The organism is Apibacter sp. HY039, assembly GCF_004023655.1.
Taxonomy (GTDB): Bacteria; Bacteroidota; Bacteroidia; order Flavobacteriales; family Weeksellaceae; genus Apibacter; species Apibacter raozihei.
This window is the reverse complement of record NZ_SAYM01000001.1, coordinates 603926-619763: the sequence shown is the minus strand read 5'-3', so window position 1 is coordinate 619763 and position 15838 is coordinate 603926. Positions and strand designations below refer to the sequence as shown.

Below are 15838 nucleotides of genomic sequence, written 5' to 3'. Positions count from 1 at the left end.
TCTCATTTTATGAAAAAAAATTATTATTTACTGTTTCTTTGCTTTTTGGTAGGTTCTACTTTTAGTTTAGGACAATCAATTGAAAAAAATAGTAATATTAACACTCAAAAACTTGACGAATCAGAACTTTTAGAACTTAATGCACCCAACAGTTATATCTATGATGTAGATATTGCTAGAAATAATTCATACGGAGGATTGGAAATCCCTGTGGTAAAGGCTTTTGCAATGTGGAAAAATAATGAATACTTACAAAAGCCTTTACCACAAGGAAAACTTTCAGCCTCTATATATTGGGAAGATGTGGAAGGTTTGATACGTTCTACAACCATTGACCAAAATGGTAAAGATTCAAAAATAAAAGTTATTATTAATAATATTAAAGGAAAAGGTAATGCCGTTATTGCTTTACATATAGGTGATTCAGGAACTCCTGCTAAAGATCCTGTTTATTGGAGCTGGCATATATGGGTGACCGATGATCCTACCAAAGGAATTACTTATGATAATAATCCAGGAAGCAAAGAGCATTTAGTTTCAAATTTTATGGACAGAAATTTAGGTGCTGTTTCCAATGCTTTTGTGGGTAATGACTGGAATCGTTCCGGAGGATTAATGTATCAGTGGGGCAGAAAAGATCCGTTTCCTTCTTTTGTATATAAAGACGGATCAGCTCCAACAATAAACTCCTTTCCTTACGGTAAGGTATCTAACATGGATTATTCAAGTAGAATCCAAAAGGATAGACCCTTCAAGGAAGTCAATGCTAATATTCAAGAAAGTATTAAAAATCCATTTACAATTTTAACTCCTCTCAAAAGTGATTTGGCATCAATTAAAAATTCGACTGGCCAATCCATTACTTATATTCCGGACTCTGTTTCCTGGGTAACCAATAGCTTATCTGAATATTACAGAAAAAACAACAAAGTATTAAATTTGTGGGCTGATAATACAGATGGTAAAAGATTAGATCATAAGGTATATACACAAAAGCAAAAATCCCCCTATGATCCTTGTCCCTCAGGATGGAGAGTTCCTACTTTTGCACATCAATTTACAGATCAATACGACTCATCTCCATGGGGAAAATCTGGCTCTACTCCACAAGTTACTTTTGACAATTCAAAAGAAGGACTGGTAAATCAACAAAAATATTCCGGAGTAAAAATTTATCCAGGACTAGGATTTGATTTTACTAAAGCTAAAGGTTATAATTTAGGAATGATTCCTACTACAGGACATTACATTGCTTATGGTAATAAGATGATTTTTCAGGATGAGGGATCTGAAACGTATTTATGGAGTGGTACCTTAAATGAATGGGGAACTGCATCTGTGTTACATTTAGTAACAGACTTTTTACAAAACAGTCAGAATGGAGCTTATTCTTTATATACAAGAGATTTTACTTCGGGTCATACTTCGAGCCTTAATGCAATTCGATGTGTTAAAGAAGATACTCCTGTTTCAAGTTTTACAACACAATATATAATGGAAGAAGGCAGAACCTACACAACAGGATTGGAAAATCCTAACAGTTATTTATTGGTTAAAAGTAGCAATGCACAACAAATAAATATTCCAGTAAATAAAGCTTTTGCAGTTTACAATCAATATTTAACCGAACAACAATGGCCGGAAGGAAAACTATCAACAAACATTTATTGGAGTACTGATGTTGAATTAATCGAGAAAGTGACCCTTAGTGGTAATAATGAAAATGGAAATATAGTAGTAAAAGTTAATCCCAACAAATCAGGAAATGCTGTAGTATCCTTACACTCTGGAAGTAAAGGAAACTCTGAAGATCCTATTCTTTGGAGCTGGCATATATGGGTATCTAATTCCGATCCTACAACTAATACAGCTACTTACAGCAATCAGGAAAGATATTCTAAAAAAAATGAAAACTATCTTGCTTTTAATACATCTAGCGGGTCAGTACCTTTAACAACGACTTTTATGGACAGAAATTTAGGTGCTATAGATTACGATTTATCTTCTGACAAATCAAATGCTTTTGAAAATACAAGAGGTTTACTTTTTCAATGGGGAAGAAAAGATCCGATGCCCGTATTTATATTATTCGATCAAGGTTATTGGGGATATCATGATAATATATATTTAGGTTCAAATAACAGTGGTAAGCAACAATTCAATAGTAAAATAGAACGAATAGATGATTATGAAAAACAATACATTCTTCTTTCTACAGAAAAAAAGTTAGAAAATGTACTTCTTCAAGCAACAAGAAATCCTTTATCTCATATTTATCGAGGAACAGATAGAGGTTGGTTACCAGACGTATACCAAAACATGTGGGGACATGCTGAAAAAAAATCTCCTTTCGATCCATGTCCAGAAGGATGGAGAGTACCGGATTTTGCTAATGCAGGGACTTCTGGTTCCCCTTGGTACAAAGAGGGAATGGGTTCATGGAAATGGAGCGGTTCATGGAATTTTGAGACCCCTTCACAAACGACTTCCTTAGAGGCTTTATCCGGAAAATCCATGTCTAATAAATTAGGAACTATAGGGGTTATGCTTACATCGGCTAAATATAATTTAGGACATTTTCCTTCTGATGGAGGTAGAGGAATTGAAGAAACCAGACCTTTTTACTTGGACGGATTGTTAATATATGGTCAAAATTGGTCTGCAACTATGTACGGTAGCAGCCAGAGCAATCTAAGACCTCTAGCTATGGCTTTTGGTACCGGAAAAGATGGAATAAACCCTTCCAATCTTGTCAGACCAAGAACTGCACTACCAGTAAGATGTGCTAAAGATGAAATAAGATTTACGCAAGAATCTATTACTAAACAAGAATCTTCACTAGGAACTGATGAGCCTGAAATTACAACTCCGATTGTTCAGCAATCTGAAGAAGAAATTTTAGTTACTCCTAATCCTACTACAGGTGTTTTTAAAATTAAAATGACTAAGGTTTCAGAAGGTTCTGTTCAATTATATAACATGAATGGTTCCGTAGTTCATACACAAGATTTTAGAGGAGATAACAATCTTGATGTAAATATCCAAAATTTACCTACTGGAGTATATATAGCTCAGGTAAAACTTCAGGGCAAAACCATGAGCAGAAAAATAATTAAAAATCAATAGATAAGCTATTAAATAAAAAAAGGAAAAGGCTCTGCACAGAGCCTTTTCCTTTTTTTATTTAATCTTAAGCAATAAATGTTTTAAAAAGATCCTCAGATTTTATTTGACAAAAATTTATATAACTATAGTTTAATATGTATTTTTGCTAATAAATTAATCCATAAATGAGTATACGTAGAAAAGAACAAACATGTAATTCTGCTTTAAAAAGTTTAATTCATGATTTAGGTATGGAAGAACGTTTATTGCTAGTTAAAACTGAGATAATTTGGAAAGAATTAATGGGGCCATCTATTACATCTCATACAAAAAAAATACATACTGAAAACCAGAATTTATTTCTATTTATGGATTCCGCAGTTATAAGAAATGAACTTCATTTAAATAAAAATAAAATATTAGAGGCTATTCATAATAAACTTGAAAAAAAATACTTTAAATCCATCAAATTTGTTTAAAAATCAAATAATTACTTTAATTTACACCAAATAGCATATATAAATCAGTATTTTTAAAATAATTAATTTTACATTTTATCAAAAAAACAACTAAGCACTCATTAATATTTTTACATTTGTAACAAAACAGGTATTTATACTTACTAATCTGTAAAATTTATATACAATGAGAAAAGGCATTTTACTTCTGGTCTTTCTTAGTGCTTTGTTATTTATTAAAGCGCAAGACTATTCTAATTATAGGCCATCGGCTACACTAGTTAACGATCTAGTACATACCAAATTAAAAGTAAGTTTTGATTATCCTAACGAAAAACTTCTAGGTGAAGCCTGGATAACGCTTAAACCACATTTTTATTCCACCGATTCCTTAACTCTTGATGCCAAGGGAATGGTCATTGAAAAAGTGACGCTTAACGGAGGTAAAAGTTTAAAATACTCTTATAAAAATTCGAAAATAAAAGTTCAGCTAGATAAAAATTATAAAAAAGATGAGCAATATACTGTTTATATAAAATATACAGCCATTCCATCTGAAGTAACCCAAGAAGGAAGTGCTGCTATTAATAGCGCTAAAGGACTTTATTTTATCAATCCGAGAGGAGAGGAAAAAGGTAAGCCAACACAAATATGGACACAAGGTGAAACTGAATCAAGCAGCTGCTGGTTTCCTACTTTAGATACTCCTAACCAAAAAACATCTCAGGAAATTTATATGACCGTTCCTGATAAGTATGTTACACTTTCTAATGGTACACTAAAAAGCCAGACTAAAAATTCTGACGGAACACGTACGGATTATTGGAAATTTGACAAAAAACATGCTCCCTACCTTTTCTTTATGGGGGTAGGTGATTTCGCCGTTGTTAAAGACAAATGGAAAAATATTCCTGTTGACTATTATGTTGAAAGAGAATATGAACCTTATGCTAAACAAATTTTCGGTGAAACTCCGGCAATGATAGAATTCTTTTCCAACTTGTTAAATTATCCTTACCCATGGGATAAATACAGCCAAATGGTAGGTAGAGATTATGTTAGTGGTGCTATGGAAAATACCACAGCTACCTTACATATGGAAAAAGCTCAACAAAAACCAGGACAACTTATTGATGAAAACAGCTGGGAATCAGTAATTGCTCATGAATTGTTTCACCACTGGTTTGGAGATCTTACTACTACCGAAAGCTGGTCTAACTTAACTGTTAATGAATCATTTGCTAATTACTCAGAGTATTTATGGTTTGAACATAAATACGGAAAAGATAAAGCAGAAGAGCATAGAAGAGAAGAAAGACAATCTTATTTACTAGGAGGAGATAATTTCCCTAAAGATTTAGTACGTTTTCATTATGCCAATAGAGAAGATATGTTTGATGCTGTTTCTTACCAAAAAGGAGGCCTGATTCTACATATGCTAAGAAATTATTTGGGAGATGAAGCTTTTTTTGCCGGACTTAATAATTTCCTGAAAACTAATGAGTACAAAGCGGTTGAAGCTCACCAACTTCGTCTTGCTTTAGAAGAAGTAACAGGTAAGGATCTGAACTGGTTTTTTAATCAATGGTATTTCAGCAATGGACACCCTAAACTAAAAGTTACCTATTCGTATGATGAAGCAAAAAAATCCGTAAAAATAATTTTAGTTCAAACTCAAGACCCTAAATTCCAGTTCCCTCTTGATATAGATGTATATGAAAATGGAAAAGCTACCAGACATCAGGTTTGGGTCAAAGCTACGGAATCAAATACTTTTGAACTTCCTTATAAAACCAAACCTCAATTGGTAAATGTAAATCCTGATCATATAATTTTATCAGAAATAACAGATGAGAAGAATACCGAAAATTATATTTTTCAATATAAACATAGCCCTGAGTATTATTCAAGGATAACTGCCCTGGAAAAACTTGCTGATGTGCAGACATCTAATACTCAAGCACTAGAAACTTTACTAAATGCAGCAGCCAATGATAAATTTTATGGTATACGCATATTTGCTATCTCTAAGCTAGACGAAACAAATCCGGGAGTTAAACAAAAATCTTCCAGTATTTTAGAAAAACTGGCCAGTTCAGATTCCAAAACATTAGTTCAGGCAGAAGCTCTTAAACAACTTGCAAAAATAAATGCTTCTCAATATGCCGGTCTATTTAAAAAATTGTCAGCAAGTCCTTCTTATGCTATTAAAGCGGCTTGCATCACAGGTTTACTTGAATCTGATAAAACAGCAGCTCAGGAAATTGTTACTAGTATTGACGATCAAAATCCGGGTGAAGTTCTGTTATCAGCTATAGTAAAAACAGCAATTGTTAATAAAGACTACTCACGACTAGAAACAATTTCTAAAAATATTCTTGAGCTGATTGCTAAATCCGAATCGCAAGAGGAAGCTAATACTTATTTTGAAATTATCCGAACCATTATGAGCGGAGATTATCCTCAGGAAACAAGAAATGTAATTGATTCTATTGTGAGAATTTATCCACAGGTGAAAAATTACAGCAATTTTACTGAATTATTACGTCATGTTATGGAAGGTGCTTATCAGTTGAAACAACAAGCATTATCCTCAGAACCTGATAATCAAAGTTTAAAAGATCAGGTGGAGTATATTTCAAAAGCAATACCTAAGTTGAAATAATAGCTTTATATTAAATAAAAAATGCAGTAGTTTAAAACTACTGCATTTTTTATTTAGTTTATAGTAACTTTACCGCTGTTAAGTATTAAATAGTATGATAACCATTATTGCAGCAATAGACGAAAATCAAGCCATTGGAAAAGACAATCAGCTTTTATGGCATTTACCTGATGATCTAAAACGTTTTAAAGCTTTAACCCAGAACCATCCTGTCATTATGGGGAGAAATACATTTGAGTCTTTAGGAAGACCTTTACCCAATCGAATTAACATTGTTATTTCTAACAATATGAATTACACTGTTCCGGAGGGGGTTGTTCTTGTTCATTCACTTCAAGAGGCTTTGGATTTAGCAAAAAAGCAGAACCCAAATCCTTACATTATCGGTGGTGGAATCCTATATAATCAAGCGCTGGAATTTGCAGATACCCTAGAACTTACTTTAGTTCATACTAAAGTAAAAGAAGCGGATACTTTTTTCCCAAAGCTTGATTTATCTAAATGGGAAAGTGTGTTTGAAGAATTTCATGCTAAAAATGAAAAGCATTTATTTGACTTCACATTCCTAACTTATATCCGAAAGAATTAAACATTCTAAACCCTTAAACAAAAATATTATTTATCTTTTGTGACCACCCAGCCTTCTTCTTTTTTATATTTTAAAGTAAATGATTTTGTAATAAATGAACTATGCGGATTTTTATCAGCAGTTAGCTCTGCAAAATCAGTATTAATTTTTTGTAAGGTTACTACAGCATTTCCAGATTTTTTACCTGATAATTCAATTTTTGCTTGTTCTTTTTCGTCCAATTGATATTCGTAGGTTTTAACCTCAACCTTTTCCTTTTTTTGTTTAAAAACAAAAGGTCTGGCTTTATCGGTAAGCTTTACTTCATAAATATAAATACTATCTTTACTTAGAAATTTTTTCTTTTGCTTAGACAATTCAAAATTTATATATCCTTTAGAAGCAAGATTTTTATAGGCAACCAGTTTTTGTTCGTCTCTTTTAATTTTAAAGCGAACTTCTCCAATTTCCATTTCCGTAGTCTCATAAATAGGATACGACTTTAAATATTTTTCAACTGCATTTACAGCTGTGCTTTCAGAAAGTGCTGCCTTATCTCCACAACTCAAAAAACCTGTTAAAACAAAGGCTAAACAAAGTACTTTAGAAATTATATTAAATGTTTTCATATGTTTTTATAATTAAAGTATTAACTCTTAAATCTATCTTTTAGTATATTTATTCTATCTTCTGTATCCAAATATATTATATCCTGTTCCTGCCAGTATACCTATCCAGAAAATAAATCCCAGAATAATGGTCCATACACAAATATGTCGTACGACTACAGACATTCTTCTTGCCTTGGCCTTTTTTCCTTCCTCCCACAATTGGTTTACGCGTAAAGAAAAAAATAATGCAAAAATACCCAAAGGAGCAAAACATACTATAGTACAAACTGTAGCAAATCCTAAATAATTATCCGGAACCTTATCTGCCAAAATCTGCTCATTTTCTTCATTTAAAGTATTCTTATCCATACATTCTAAACTAATTTAACATCAGCAATCATTATTCCAAAATGACGTACTTATTTTGCAGACAGTTTATGCTCAATCTGTTCCATTACCTCTAAAGCAACACGTAAAGCCTCCCTACCCTGTTGCAGGGTTACAGGAATCTGTGTATTTTGTTCAATCGAATCAGCTAAAGAATCCAGTTCATCTAAAATAGCATTATTAGAATGTATCTCCGGATATTGAAATAAAATTTGTTTTTTATCCCCTTCTGCATTTTCAATGATCATATCGAAAGGTTGAATTTCTGCGGGAGCATCTTTCATTTTTATTATTTCAGCTTTTTTCTCCATAAAATCTATGGATATATAAGCATCTTTTTGAAAAAAACGACTTTTTCTCATGTTCCTCATAGATATACGGCTGGTAGTTACATTGGCAACACAACCATTTTCAAACTCAATTCTGGCATTTGCTATATCGGGAGTGGTACTAACGACAGCAACTCCACTAGCATGAATTGATTTTACAGGGGATTTTACTACAGAAAGTACTATATCCAAGTCATGAATCATCAAATCCAATACTACCGGAACATCCGTTCCTCTAGGATTAAATTCTGCCAAACGATGAATTTCCAAAAACATAGGATTATCAATAAAAGGCTGACTTGCAATAAAGGCAGGATTAAATCTTTCAACATGCCCCACCTGTCCTTTCACCTGATATTCTTCTGCCCACTGAATAATTTGATCGGCTTCACTCAACGTTCCTGTTATAGGTTTTTCAATAAAAAAATGTTTGTTGGCTTTAATGGCCTTTTCTGCATAATGGAAGTGAGCGAAAGTAGGTGTAACTATATCAAGAACTTCTATTTGAGAAAGTAACTCTTCAAAATTTTCATAAAATTTATACCCTAGTTCTTCCTGTAATTTTTTTCCATTTTCAATATCAGTATCATGAAATCCTATAAAATCATATTTTTCTGATTGATTCAATAATTTTAGATGAATTTTACCCAGATGACCGGCTCCTACTAATCCTGCTTTTAACATATCTATTTTATTGTAAAATTAAAGTTTTCATTTTTATTGTTGCGAAAAGAACTGATAATCTTTAATCACAGTTTCTACATACTCTACATCAGACATTTCAGGTTTATATTCCTGAATAACAGATTCTATTTTCTCTCGTAGCTTCTTGACTAATTGATAATCCGTAGTCGATCTAGCTGTATCCATCGTATTTTTAATCAGATACATATCTTTATCTGAAAGCTGTAAAACCTGAGTGAATTTGGGTTGATAATCTTCTTCTAATTGAGAAAGAATTGTCTGATCTACCTGGTAAGTCTGACGTGTTGATATTACTACAGTTCCGGCTACTAAATCAGCAACCCTCTGTCTGCGGGTATTAGTTGACATAACTATCAATCCTATAACACAGTAAAAACTGGTGTCAACAGGGCTTAGTAACCAACGAATTAGAAAAGTACTGAATTTAGCTTCTGATCCGTCCGCTTTTATAATTTTAAGTTTTAATATTTTTTTACCAAATGTTTGCCCCTGCATAAAATAAGGAGCCCATAAGGCATATGTGAATGCTGGAAGTAATAATAAAATGAGAAGTATTAATAAAAATTCTTCTCCGTCCTGAAAGAATCCATATTCTAACATATCGGTATTTGAAAAGAATAAAACAATTATTATTACTGAATATATCATTACGAATATAGCATCAAGAATATATCCAAATATACGGTTTCCTATATCTGCTAAATTGTAATCAATACTGACGTTTTGCGAAGTATTTATATGAACATTATCCATTCTATTGCATTTTTTTATTATATTGCATCAAAAGTAAGATTTTTTCATGAGAGAAGCTGCTTTCATAAAGAAAAACAAGGAGCGTTGGAGTAATTTTGAAACCGCTCTAAAAAATATTAAACCTCTTGTTCCTGATGAACTCGCTGATTTATATCTGCAGGTAATAAACGATTTAAGTTTCTCGCAGACCTACTATCCGAAGAGTAAAACTACTATATATTTAAATGATTTAGCCAGAAAAGCTCATTTTTCCATCTATAAAAATAAAAAAGAAAATTCCGGACGTATCATAGACTTTTGGAAATATGAACTTCCTTTTCTTTTCAGAGGTTATCAAAAAGATTTATTACTGTCTTTTATAATTTTTTTAGTCTCTGTTGCTATCGGTTTTTTTTCTGTATACCAAAACATAGATTTTACAAGAATTATATTAGGTGATAATTATGTAGACACAACGATTGAAAATATAAAAAATGGAGACCCTGCAGGCATCTATCATTCCTCTTCTGCAATTGAAATGTTTATAACTATAACTCTTAATAACATAAGAGTGGGTTTTAATGCATTTGTCAGTGGTATATTAACCCCTGCAGTCCCCATAGCCCTTCTATTTTATAATGGAGTCATGCTAGGTGCTTTTGATGGTTTCTTTATACAGCACGAAGTTGGAATACGGGCAAACTCCATCATCTGGATTCATGGAGTTTTTGAAATTTTCGTTATTGTTGTTTGCGGATCTGCTGGAATAATTCTTGGTAAAAGTGTTTTATTTCCTAAAACTTTTTCTCGTTTGCAATCTATAAAAAAAGGCTTTTACGATGGTATGAAAATTTGTTTTAGCACACTCCCTTTCTTTATTTGTGCTGGTTTTCTTGAAAGTTTTGTTTCACGTTATTCCACCATGCCTTTAGCCGTAGCTTTCTCTATTATAATCGTATCTTTATGCATAATTGTATTTTATTATATTATTTACCCAAGACAAATTGAAAAAAAAATAAATCAATATGATTCCAAAAAAGAAATTTGAATTTTTAAAAATCAGATCGACCACATCGATTATTGGTGACACTTTATCTTTTATACAAGAAAATTTTAAATCTTTATTTTCCGCTTTATTTTATATCTGTGGTCCGTCTTTCTTGGTTACTATTATCGGTTCTGCTCTATTTTTTAAAAATTACTTCGCAATAATTTTCTCAACTATAAACGATCTGAACTATTCAAATGCAGGCCCGGATGTTAATGAATTATTAATGTTGATACCTTATGGCTTGCTGATGTTACTCGGAGTCTATTTTTCCATGTCTTTCGTCATTACAGTTACCTTCTGTTATATTAAATTATATAAAGATAAAAAAGATTTAACTACATCTTCTGTATGGCGAAGTACAAAAAACTATATTCTAAAAATAATAGGAGGAAATGTTTTAGTTTTAATAGTATTTATAATAGGTTATTTTATCTGTCTTATTCCTTTATTTATTTTAGCTGGAAGTGATAATTACATTTCAGGTATATTTCTCGTGGTGATTTTAAGTATTGCTTTTATAATTTTCGCCTTTTATCTAAACGTAAAGATCTCTTTTTATCAACATTTCATAGTAGCTGAAGATAAAGGGATCATAGAATCGCTAAAAGCAAGTTATCAATTTACAAAAGGTATCTTCTGGAAATCATTTATAGTTATTCTATTGCTTTCTCTTATAACTTCGGTAATAAGCAATATATTCCAAATGCCCGGCATGCTCCTTATTTATGTAAACCTTATTTTGGGAATGACTAACGGAGAGGAACATTCTCTTCTATCTTCCTTAGGAAATGTATTAACTGGTATTGGGATGACAATGTCTACCCTGGCTTATTGTATTGTCTATATAGGCATATCCCTAACATATTACAGTGTAATGGAAGAAAGATATGGTATTAAAAATTCAGAAGAAATTGATTCAATTGGTAAAGAAGATTAATGTAGAGCAATTCATATGAGAAAAATCGGGTACTTATTATTTATTACAATCAGTAATTTTAGCTTAATTTTAAAAGCTTCCGATTCACTTATATATGACTCTACAAAAATACTTCATGAATCTTTAGTACAAAGACCTTCAGAAATTTATACCGGTTCTGAGTTTAAATATGAGAAAGCCGTTCAAAATACTTCTGTTATAGAACGTTTTTTTTCATGGATTATAAAAAAAATCATTGAATTCCTTAACGAATTATTTAAACTAAATATAAAAACCAATTCTTCTTCCGGTCTTTCTGCTTTATGGATCAGCTTATCGATAATAGTTATTATTTTACTCGTTATAGGATTTGTTTTTATTTACAGAAAGTATTCTTCAATTATTGAAAGAAAAGATAGCAAAAATATATCTGCTGAAGAAGCAGAAAAAAATATTCATACAGTTAATTTTGAACAATTAATTCAATCAGCACTGGAACAAAAGAATTACCGTTTAGCTCTACGCTTTTATTATCTAAAATTATTAAAAAACCTTTCGGATAAAAACCTCATTGAATATAAGTATCAAAAGACCAACTATGAATATTACTATGAAATACAGCATGAAGAATTAAAAAAGTTATTTAAAGAAGTCTCTTTTGTTTTTGACTATTGTTGGTATGGTGATCACGAAGCACAGGAAAATGATTTTATAATTGCAGAAAATAAATTTAATCAGATTCAGAATTTAATTTTAAAATTAGAGAACAAAGTTGAATAAACGATTATATATATATCTTGGTATTTTTATCTTAGTGATAGGTATAATGGCTTATCTGGATTACTCCAGTCCAAAACCTGTGAACTGGACACAAACTTATTCTACTGAAGACAAGATTCCTTTCGGTTCCTATATTCTTCATAAGGAAATGAAAAAACTATTTCCTGATAAAAATATAGAAATTACTAATTCAACACCCTCTACTTATTTAACAGACGTTGATTTTTACTCTCAAGATCAATTATATTTCTTTATAGATAAAAATACAGTTATGTCAGATGTTTCTGCTAATTGGTTATTGGATTTTGTATCTACAGGCAATGATGCCTTTATCATCTCATCTTCATTACCCCAATCATTACAGGATTCTTTACATCTAACCATTAAAACATCCGATTATATACTGAAAGATGAATTCTCGAAAATAAATACATATTTAACTAATCCTGTCTTTAACCATCAAACTTACAATTTCAAAAAAATTCAGGATTATGCATATTTCGAAAAACTGGATAAAGCTAACACTGTAGTTCTTGGAACTTATAAATTAAATAAAGAAAATCATATAAATTTTATCAGGTATAAGTACGGAGAAGGATATTTCTATGTGAATTTACTCCCGGAAGCTTATTCCAACTACTTTTTATTAAATGATTCTGTTTATACTTATGCTATAAGCACTTTAAATTATATAAATAAAAAAAATATTTTTTGGGATGAACGCAACAAATCCGTTAGTACATCACAACCGGGTATTTTGTATTATATATTTAATTCTCCTCCTTTACATTGGGCCTGGGTTATACTCATTATAAGCTCTGTTTTTTATGCCGTTTTTTTTGGAAAGCGACTTCAAAGAAAAATCCCGATTATACTTCCGTTAGCCAACACTACTGTTGAATTTACTAAGACCATTGGTAATCTTTATTACAACAAGAAGGAGCATAAGGATATCATCAATAAAAAAATAAAATATTTTCTATATTTTGTTAAAGAAAAGTATTTTTTGAAAATTGACCAGATTGACACAGATTTTTCAAAAAATCTTCATCTTAAATCTGGAGTTTCTCAGGAAATTACTGATAAAATCATATATTTAATACTTAAAAACAGAAATTCCACCCATTCATCTGAAGAAGATTTAAAAATTTTAAATTCAACGATAGATCTATTTTATAAAAATACATATTAAATGGAAAACGAACAGTTCCAATATCAGAACCGAATAGATTTGACTGCATTAAAGAATGTGGCCGAACAAATACGAAATGAAATTAAAAAAGTGATAGTTGGCCAGGACACTTCTATCGATCTTATATTAACAGGACTTTTATCAGATGGTCATATATTGATTGAAGGTGTACCGGGAGTTGCGAAAACAATAACTGCTAAATTAATAGCAAAATGCATTTCCGCCCCTTTTAGCCGTATACAGTTTACTCCCGATTTAATGCCTTCCGATGTGCTTGGAACATCTGTTTTCAATGAAAAATTATCAGAATTTGAATTTAAAAAAGGTCCTGTCTTTTCCTCCATTGTATTAATAGATGAAATAAACAGAGCCCCGGCAAAAACACAGGCAGCCTTATTTGAACTAATGGCGGAAAGACAAATAACTATTGACGGAAATGTTTTCTCATTTGAGCGCCCTTTCATAATTCTTGCCACCCAGAATCCGGTAGAACAGGAAGGCACTTACAGGCTTCCGGAAGCTCAACTTGATAGATTTTTATTTAAAATAGATATCAAATATCCTGTTTTAGAAGAAGAAATAGATATTATAAAAAAACATAATGATTTTCAATCAGAAGATCCTTTAAGATTCATACAACCAGTTGTCTCTGCTCAGGAAATAATGCAGTTACAAAATTTGGTCAAAAGTGTTCATGTTGAAAATTCATTATTTGAATATATTGCCAAAATCGTTGTATCCACACGTACAAATGCCAATCTTTTTTTAGGAGCTTCCCCAAGAGCTTCCATAGCAGTTCTGAATGCAGCAAAATCCTATGCTGCCTTGCAGGGAAAAGACTTTGTTACCCCTGAAGATATAAAGTACATAACTCCATTTGTTTTACATCACAGAATCATACTAACTCCTGAAAGGGAAATGGAAGGTTTAACACCTATGCATATTATTAAACAAATTATTGACGGAATTGAAATACCCAGATAAACGTGTTAAAATTTTATAAATCTCTTTTTTTAACCGAACGCCTTTTTATAATAATCTTAGGGTTTATAATTGCATTTATAGCCGCTTATTTATCTCTCCCGTTATTTATCCTGCTAAAATACACTTTTCTTGTATTTCTTTTAGCAATTGTACTGGATGTAATGCTCTTATACCTTACCCCCAAAGGCATAAAATCTCATCGTCTTCTACCTGAAAAATTTAGTAACGGTGATAAAAATCCTGTTCATATCACTTTTGAAAATAACTATAATTTCACTGTTAAACTCAGGGTTATTGATGAAATTCCGTTTCAATTTCAAATCAGGGATTTTCTATTTAAAGTACCTTTGCTTCCTCAGGAAGTCAAGGATTATGTTTATCATATACAACCTTTTGAAAGAGGTGTGTATCAATTTGGAAAGCTAAATGTATATGCTGAGAGCCCTTTGGGATTAATTAGAAGAAGATATATATTTTCCGAAGGAAAAAACATTGCCGTATATCCTTCCTTTCTCCAGCTAAAAAAATATGATTTACGTGCTTTCAGTAATCAGTTACGGGAATATGGCTTAAAAAAAATCCGTAGAATAGGAAACACGATAGAATTTGAGCAGATTCGTAACTATATATCTGGTGATGATATCAGGAATATTAACTGGAAAGCCACTGCTAAACATCATCATCTGATGGTTAATCAATATCAGGATGAACGCGCTCAACCTGTATATTCTATTATTGACAAGGGAAGAATTATGAAAATGCCTTTTGATGGACTATCATTGCTGGACTATGCTATAAATTCAAGTTTAGTTATATCTAATATTGCATTACAAAAAAATGATAAAGCCGGTATTTTTACATTTTCCCGTAAAGTTGAAAATCGAGTAGTTGCAGAAAGGAGAAAATTTCAAATGCAACTTATTCTCGAAACTTTATATAATATAAAAACAGATTTTTCTGAAAGTGATTTTGGACGTTTATATGCGGATATTAAACACAAAATAAACCAAAGAAGTCTTCTTCTTCTATATACTAATTTTGAAAATCAGGATTCACTCCACAGACAATTACCTTATCTTAAAGCTATAGCTAAAAATCATTTATTAATAGTCATTTTCTTTAAAAATGTAGAACTACGAAAACTTATTGAAAAACCTTGCCAAAATACCCGGGAAATATATCAGAAAGTAATTGCTGAAAAGTTCGATTTTGATAAAAAATTATTAGTCAGTGAACTAAAAAAACATGGTATACAGTCTATACTTACAGAGCCCCAAAACCTTACCATTAACACTATTAATAAATATCTTGAGTTGAAAGCAAAGGGTTCCATTTAAATAAAACCTTAATTGCCC

The 15838-nt window shown here is 31.4% G+C and carries 14 protein-coding genes; 10 read left to right on the top strand and 4 right to left on the bottom strand.

The genetic code is table 11. From position 1 onward, the window contains the following. Positions 1 to 9 precede the first annotated feature (9 nt). The 4 genes from EQ921_RS02785 to EQ921_RS02770 all read left to right on the top strand — a co-directional run bounded on the left by EQ921_RS02785 (position 10) and on the right by EQ921_RS02770 (position 6817). Entirely contained in the window at positions 10 to 3126 is a 3117-nt protein-coding gene (locus tag EQ921_RS02785) for a T9SS type A sorting domain-containing protein (RefSeq protein ID WP_128330467.1), read from the top strand. 164 nt (positions 3127 to 3290) lie between these two features. After that, positions 3291 to 3584 carry a DciA family protein gene (locus EQ921_RS02780; RefSeq protein WP_128150997.1) on the top strand — a complete coding sequence of 98 codons (294 nt, stop codon included), beginning with the start codon at positions 3291 to 3293 and terminating at the stop codon, positions 3582 to 3584. A gap of 166 nt (positions 3585 to 3750) precedes the next feature. After that, positions 3751 to 6228, top strand: a complete 2478-nt coding sequence (locus tag EQ921_RS02775; protein WP_128330466.1) for a M1 family aminopeptidase — start codon at positions 3751 to 3753, stop codon at positions 6226 to 6228. Positions 6229 to 6322: 94 nt separating this feature from the next. Next, positions 6323 to 6817 carry a dihydrofolate reductase gene (locus tag EQ921_RS02770; RefSeq protein WP_128330465.1) on the top strand — a complete coding sequence of 165 codons (495 nt, stop codon included), beginning with the start codon at positions 6323 to 6325 and terminating at the stop codon, positions 6815 to 6817. Between the two features lie 26 nt (positions 6818 to 6843). On the opposite strand, the gene EQ921_RS02765 is transcribed toward EQ921_RS02770, so the two are convergent. The 4 genes from EQ921_RS02765 to EQ921_RS02750 are packed head-to-tail and all read right to left on the bottom strand — an operon-like array spanning position 6844 to position 9581. Further along, positions 6844 to 7425, bottom strand: coding sequence for a hypothetical protein (locus EQ921_RS02765; protein WP_128150990.1), 582 nt, complete (start codon positions 7423 to 7425; stop codon positions 6844 to 6846). A gap of 54 nt (positions 7426 to 7479) precedes the next feature. Continuing rightward, positions 7480 to 7776 carry a CD225/dispanin family protein gene (locus tag EQ921_RS02760; protein WP_128150988.1) on the bottom strand — a complete coding sequence of 99 codons (297 nt, stop codon included), beginning with the start codon at positions 7774 to 7776 and terminating at the stop codon, positions 7480 to 7482. 50 nt (positions 7777 to 7826) lie between these two features. Then, positions 7827 to 8807, bottom strand: a complete 981-nt coding sequence (locus EQ921_RS02755; RefSeq protein ID WP_128330464.1) for a Gfo/Idh/MocA family protein — start codon at positions 8805 to 8807, stop codon at positions 7827 to 7829. 33 nt (positions 8808 to 8840) lie between these two features. After that, positions 8841 to 9581 (bottom strand): RDD family protein, encoded by a 741-nt coding sequence (locus tag EQ921_RS02750; RefSeq protein WP_128330463.1) that lies wholly within the window; start codon positions 9579 to 9581, stop codon positions 8841 to 8843. Between the two features lie 46 nt (positions 9582 to 9627). Between EQ921_RS02750 and EQ921_RS02745 the strand changes: the two genes are divergently transcribed. The 6 genes from EQ921_RS02745 to EQ921_RS02720 are packed head-to-tail and all read left to right on the top strand — an operon-like array spanning position 9628 to position 15820. Further along, positions 9628 to 10608 (top strand): stage II sporulation protein M, encoded by a 981-nt coding sequence (locus EQ921_RS02745; protein WP_128330462.1) that lies wholly within the window; start codon positions 9628 to 9630, stop codon positions 10606 to 10608. Next, the gene (locus EQ921_RS02740; protein ID WP_128330461.1) at positions 10586 to 11548 is read left to right on the top strand and encodes a glycerophosphoryl diester phosphodiesterase membrane domain-containing protein; all 963 of its coding nucleotides are present in this window, start codon (positions 10586 to 10588) and stop codon (positions 11546 to 11548) included. Before EQ921_RS02745 ends, EQ921_RS02740 begins: the two co-directional genes overlap by 23 nt. 15 nt (positions 11549 to 11563) lie before the next feature. Continuing rightward, the gene (locus tag EQ921_RS02735) at positions 11564 to 12307 is read left to right on the top strand and encodes a hypothetical protein (RefSeq protein ID WP_128330460.1); all 744 of its coding nucleotides are present in this window, start codon (positions 11564 to 11566) and stop codon (positions 12305 to 12307) included. Beyond that, the gene (locus EQ921_RS02730) at positions 12300 to 13499 is read left to right on the top strand and encodes a DUF4350 domain-containing protein (RefSeq protein WP_128330459.1); all 1200 of its coding nucleotides are present in this window, start codon (positions 12300 to 12302) and stop codon (positions 13497 to 13499) included. The genes EQ921_RS02735 and EQ921_RS02730 overlap by 8 nt, the downstream gene beginning before the upstream one ends. Further along, positions 13500 to 14483, top strand: coding sequence for a MoxR family ATPase (locus tag EQ921_RS02725; protein ID WP_128150974.1), 984 nt, complete (start codon positions 13500 to 13502; stop codon positions 14481 to 14483). A 2-nt stretch (positions 14484 to 14485) separates the two neighbouring features. Beyond that, the gene (locus EQ921_RS02720; RefSeq protein WP_128330458.1) at positions 14486 to 15820 is read left to right on the top strand and encodes a DUF58 domain-containing protein; all 1335 of its coding nucleotides are present in this window, start codon (positions 14486 to 14488) and stop codon (positions 15818 to 15820) included. Positions 15821 to 15838: the final 18 nt, after the last annotated feature.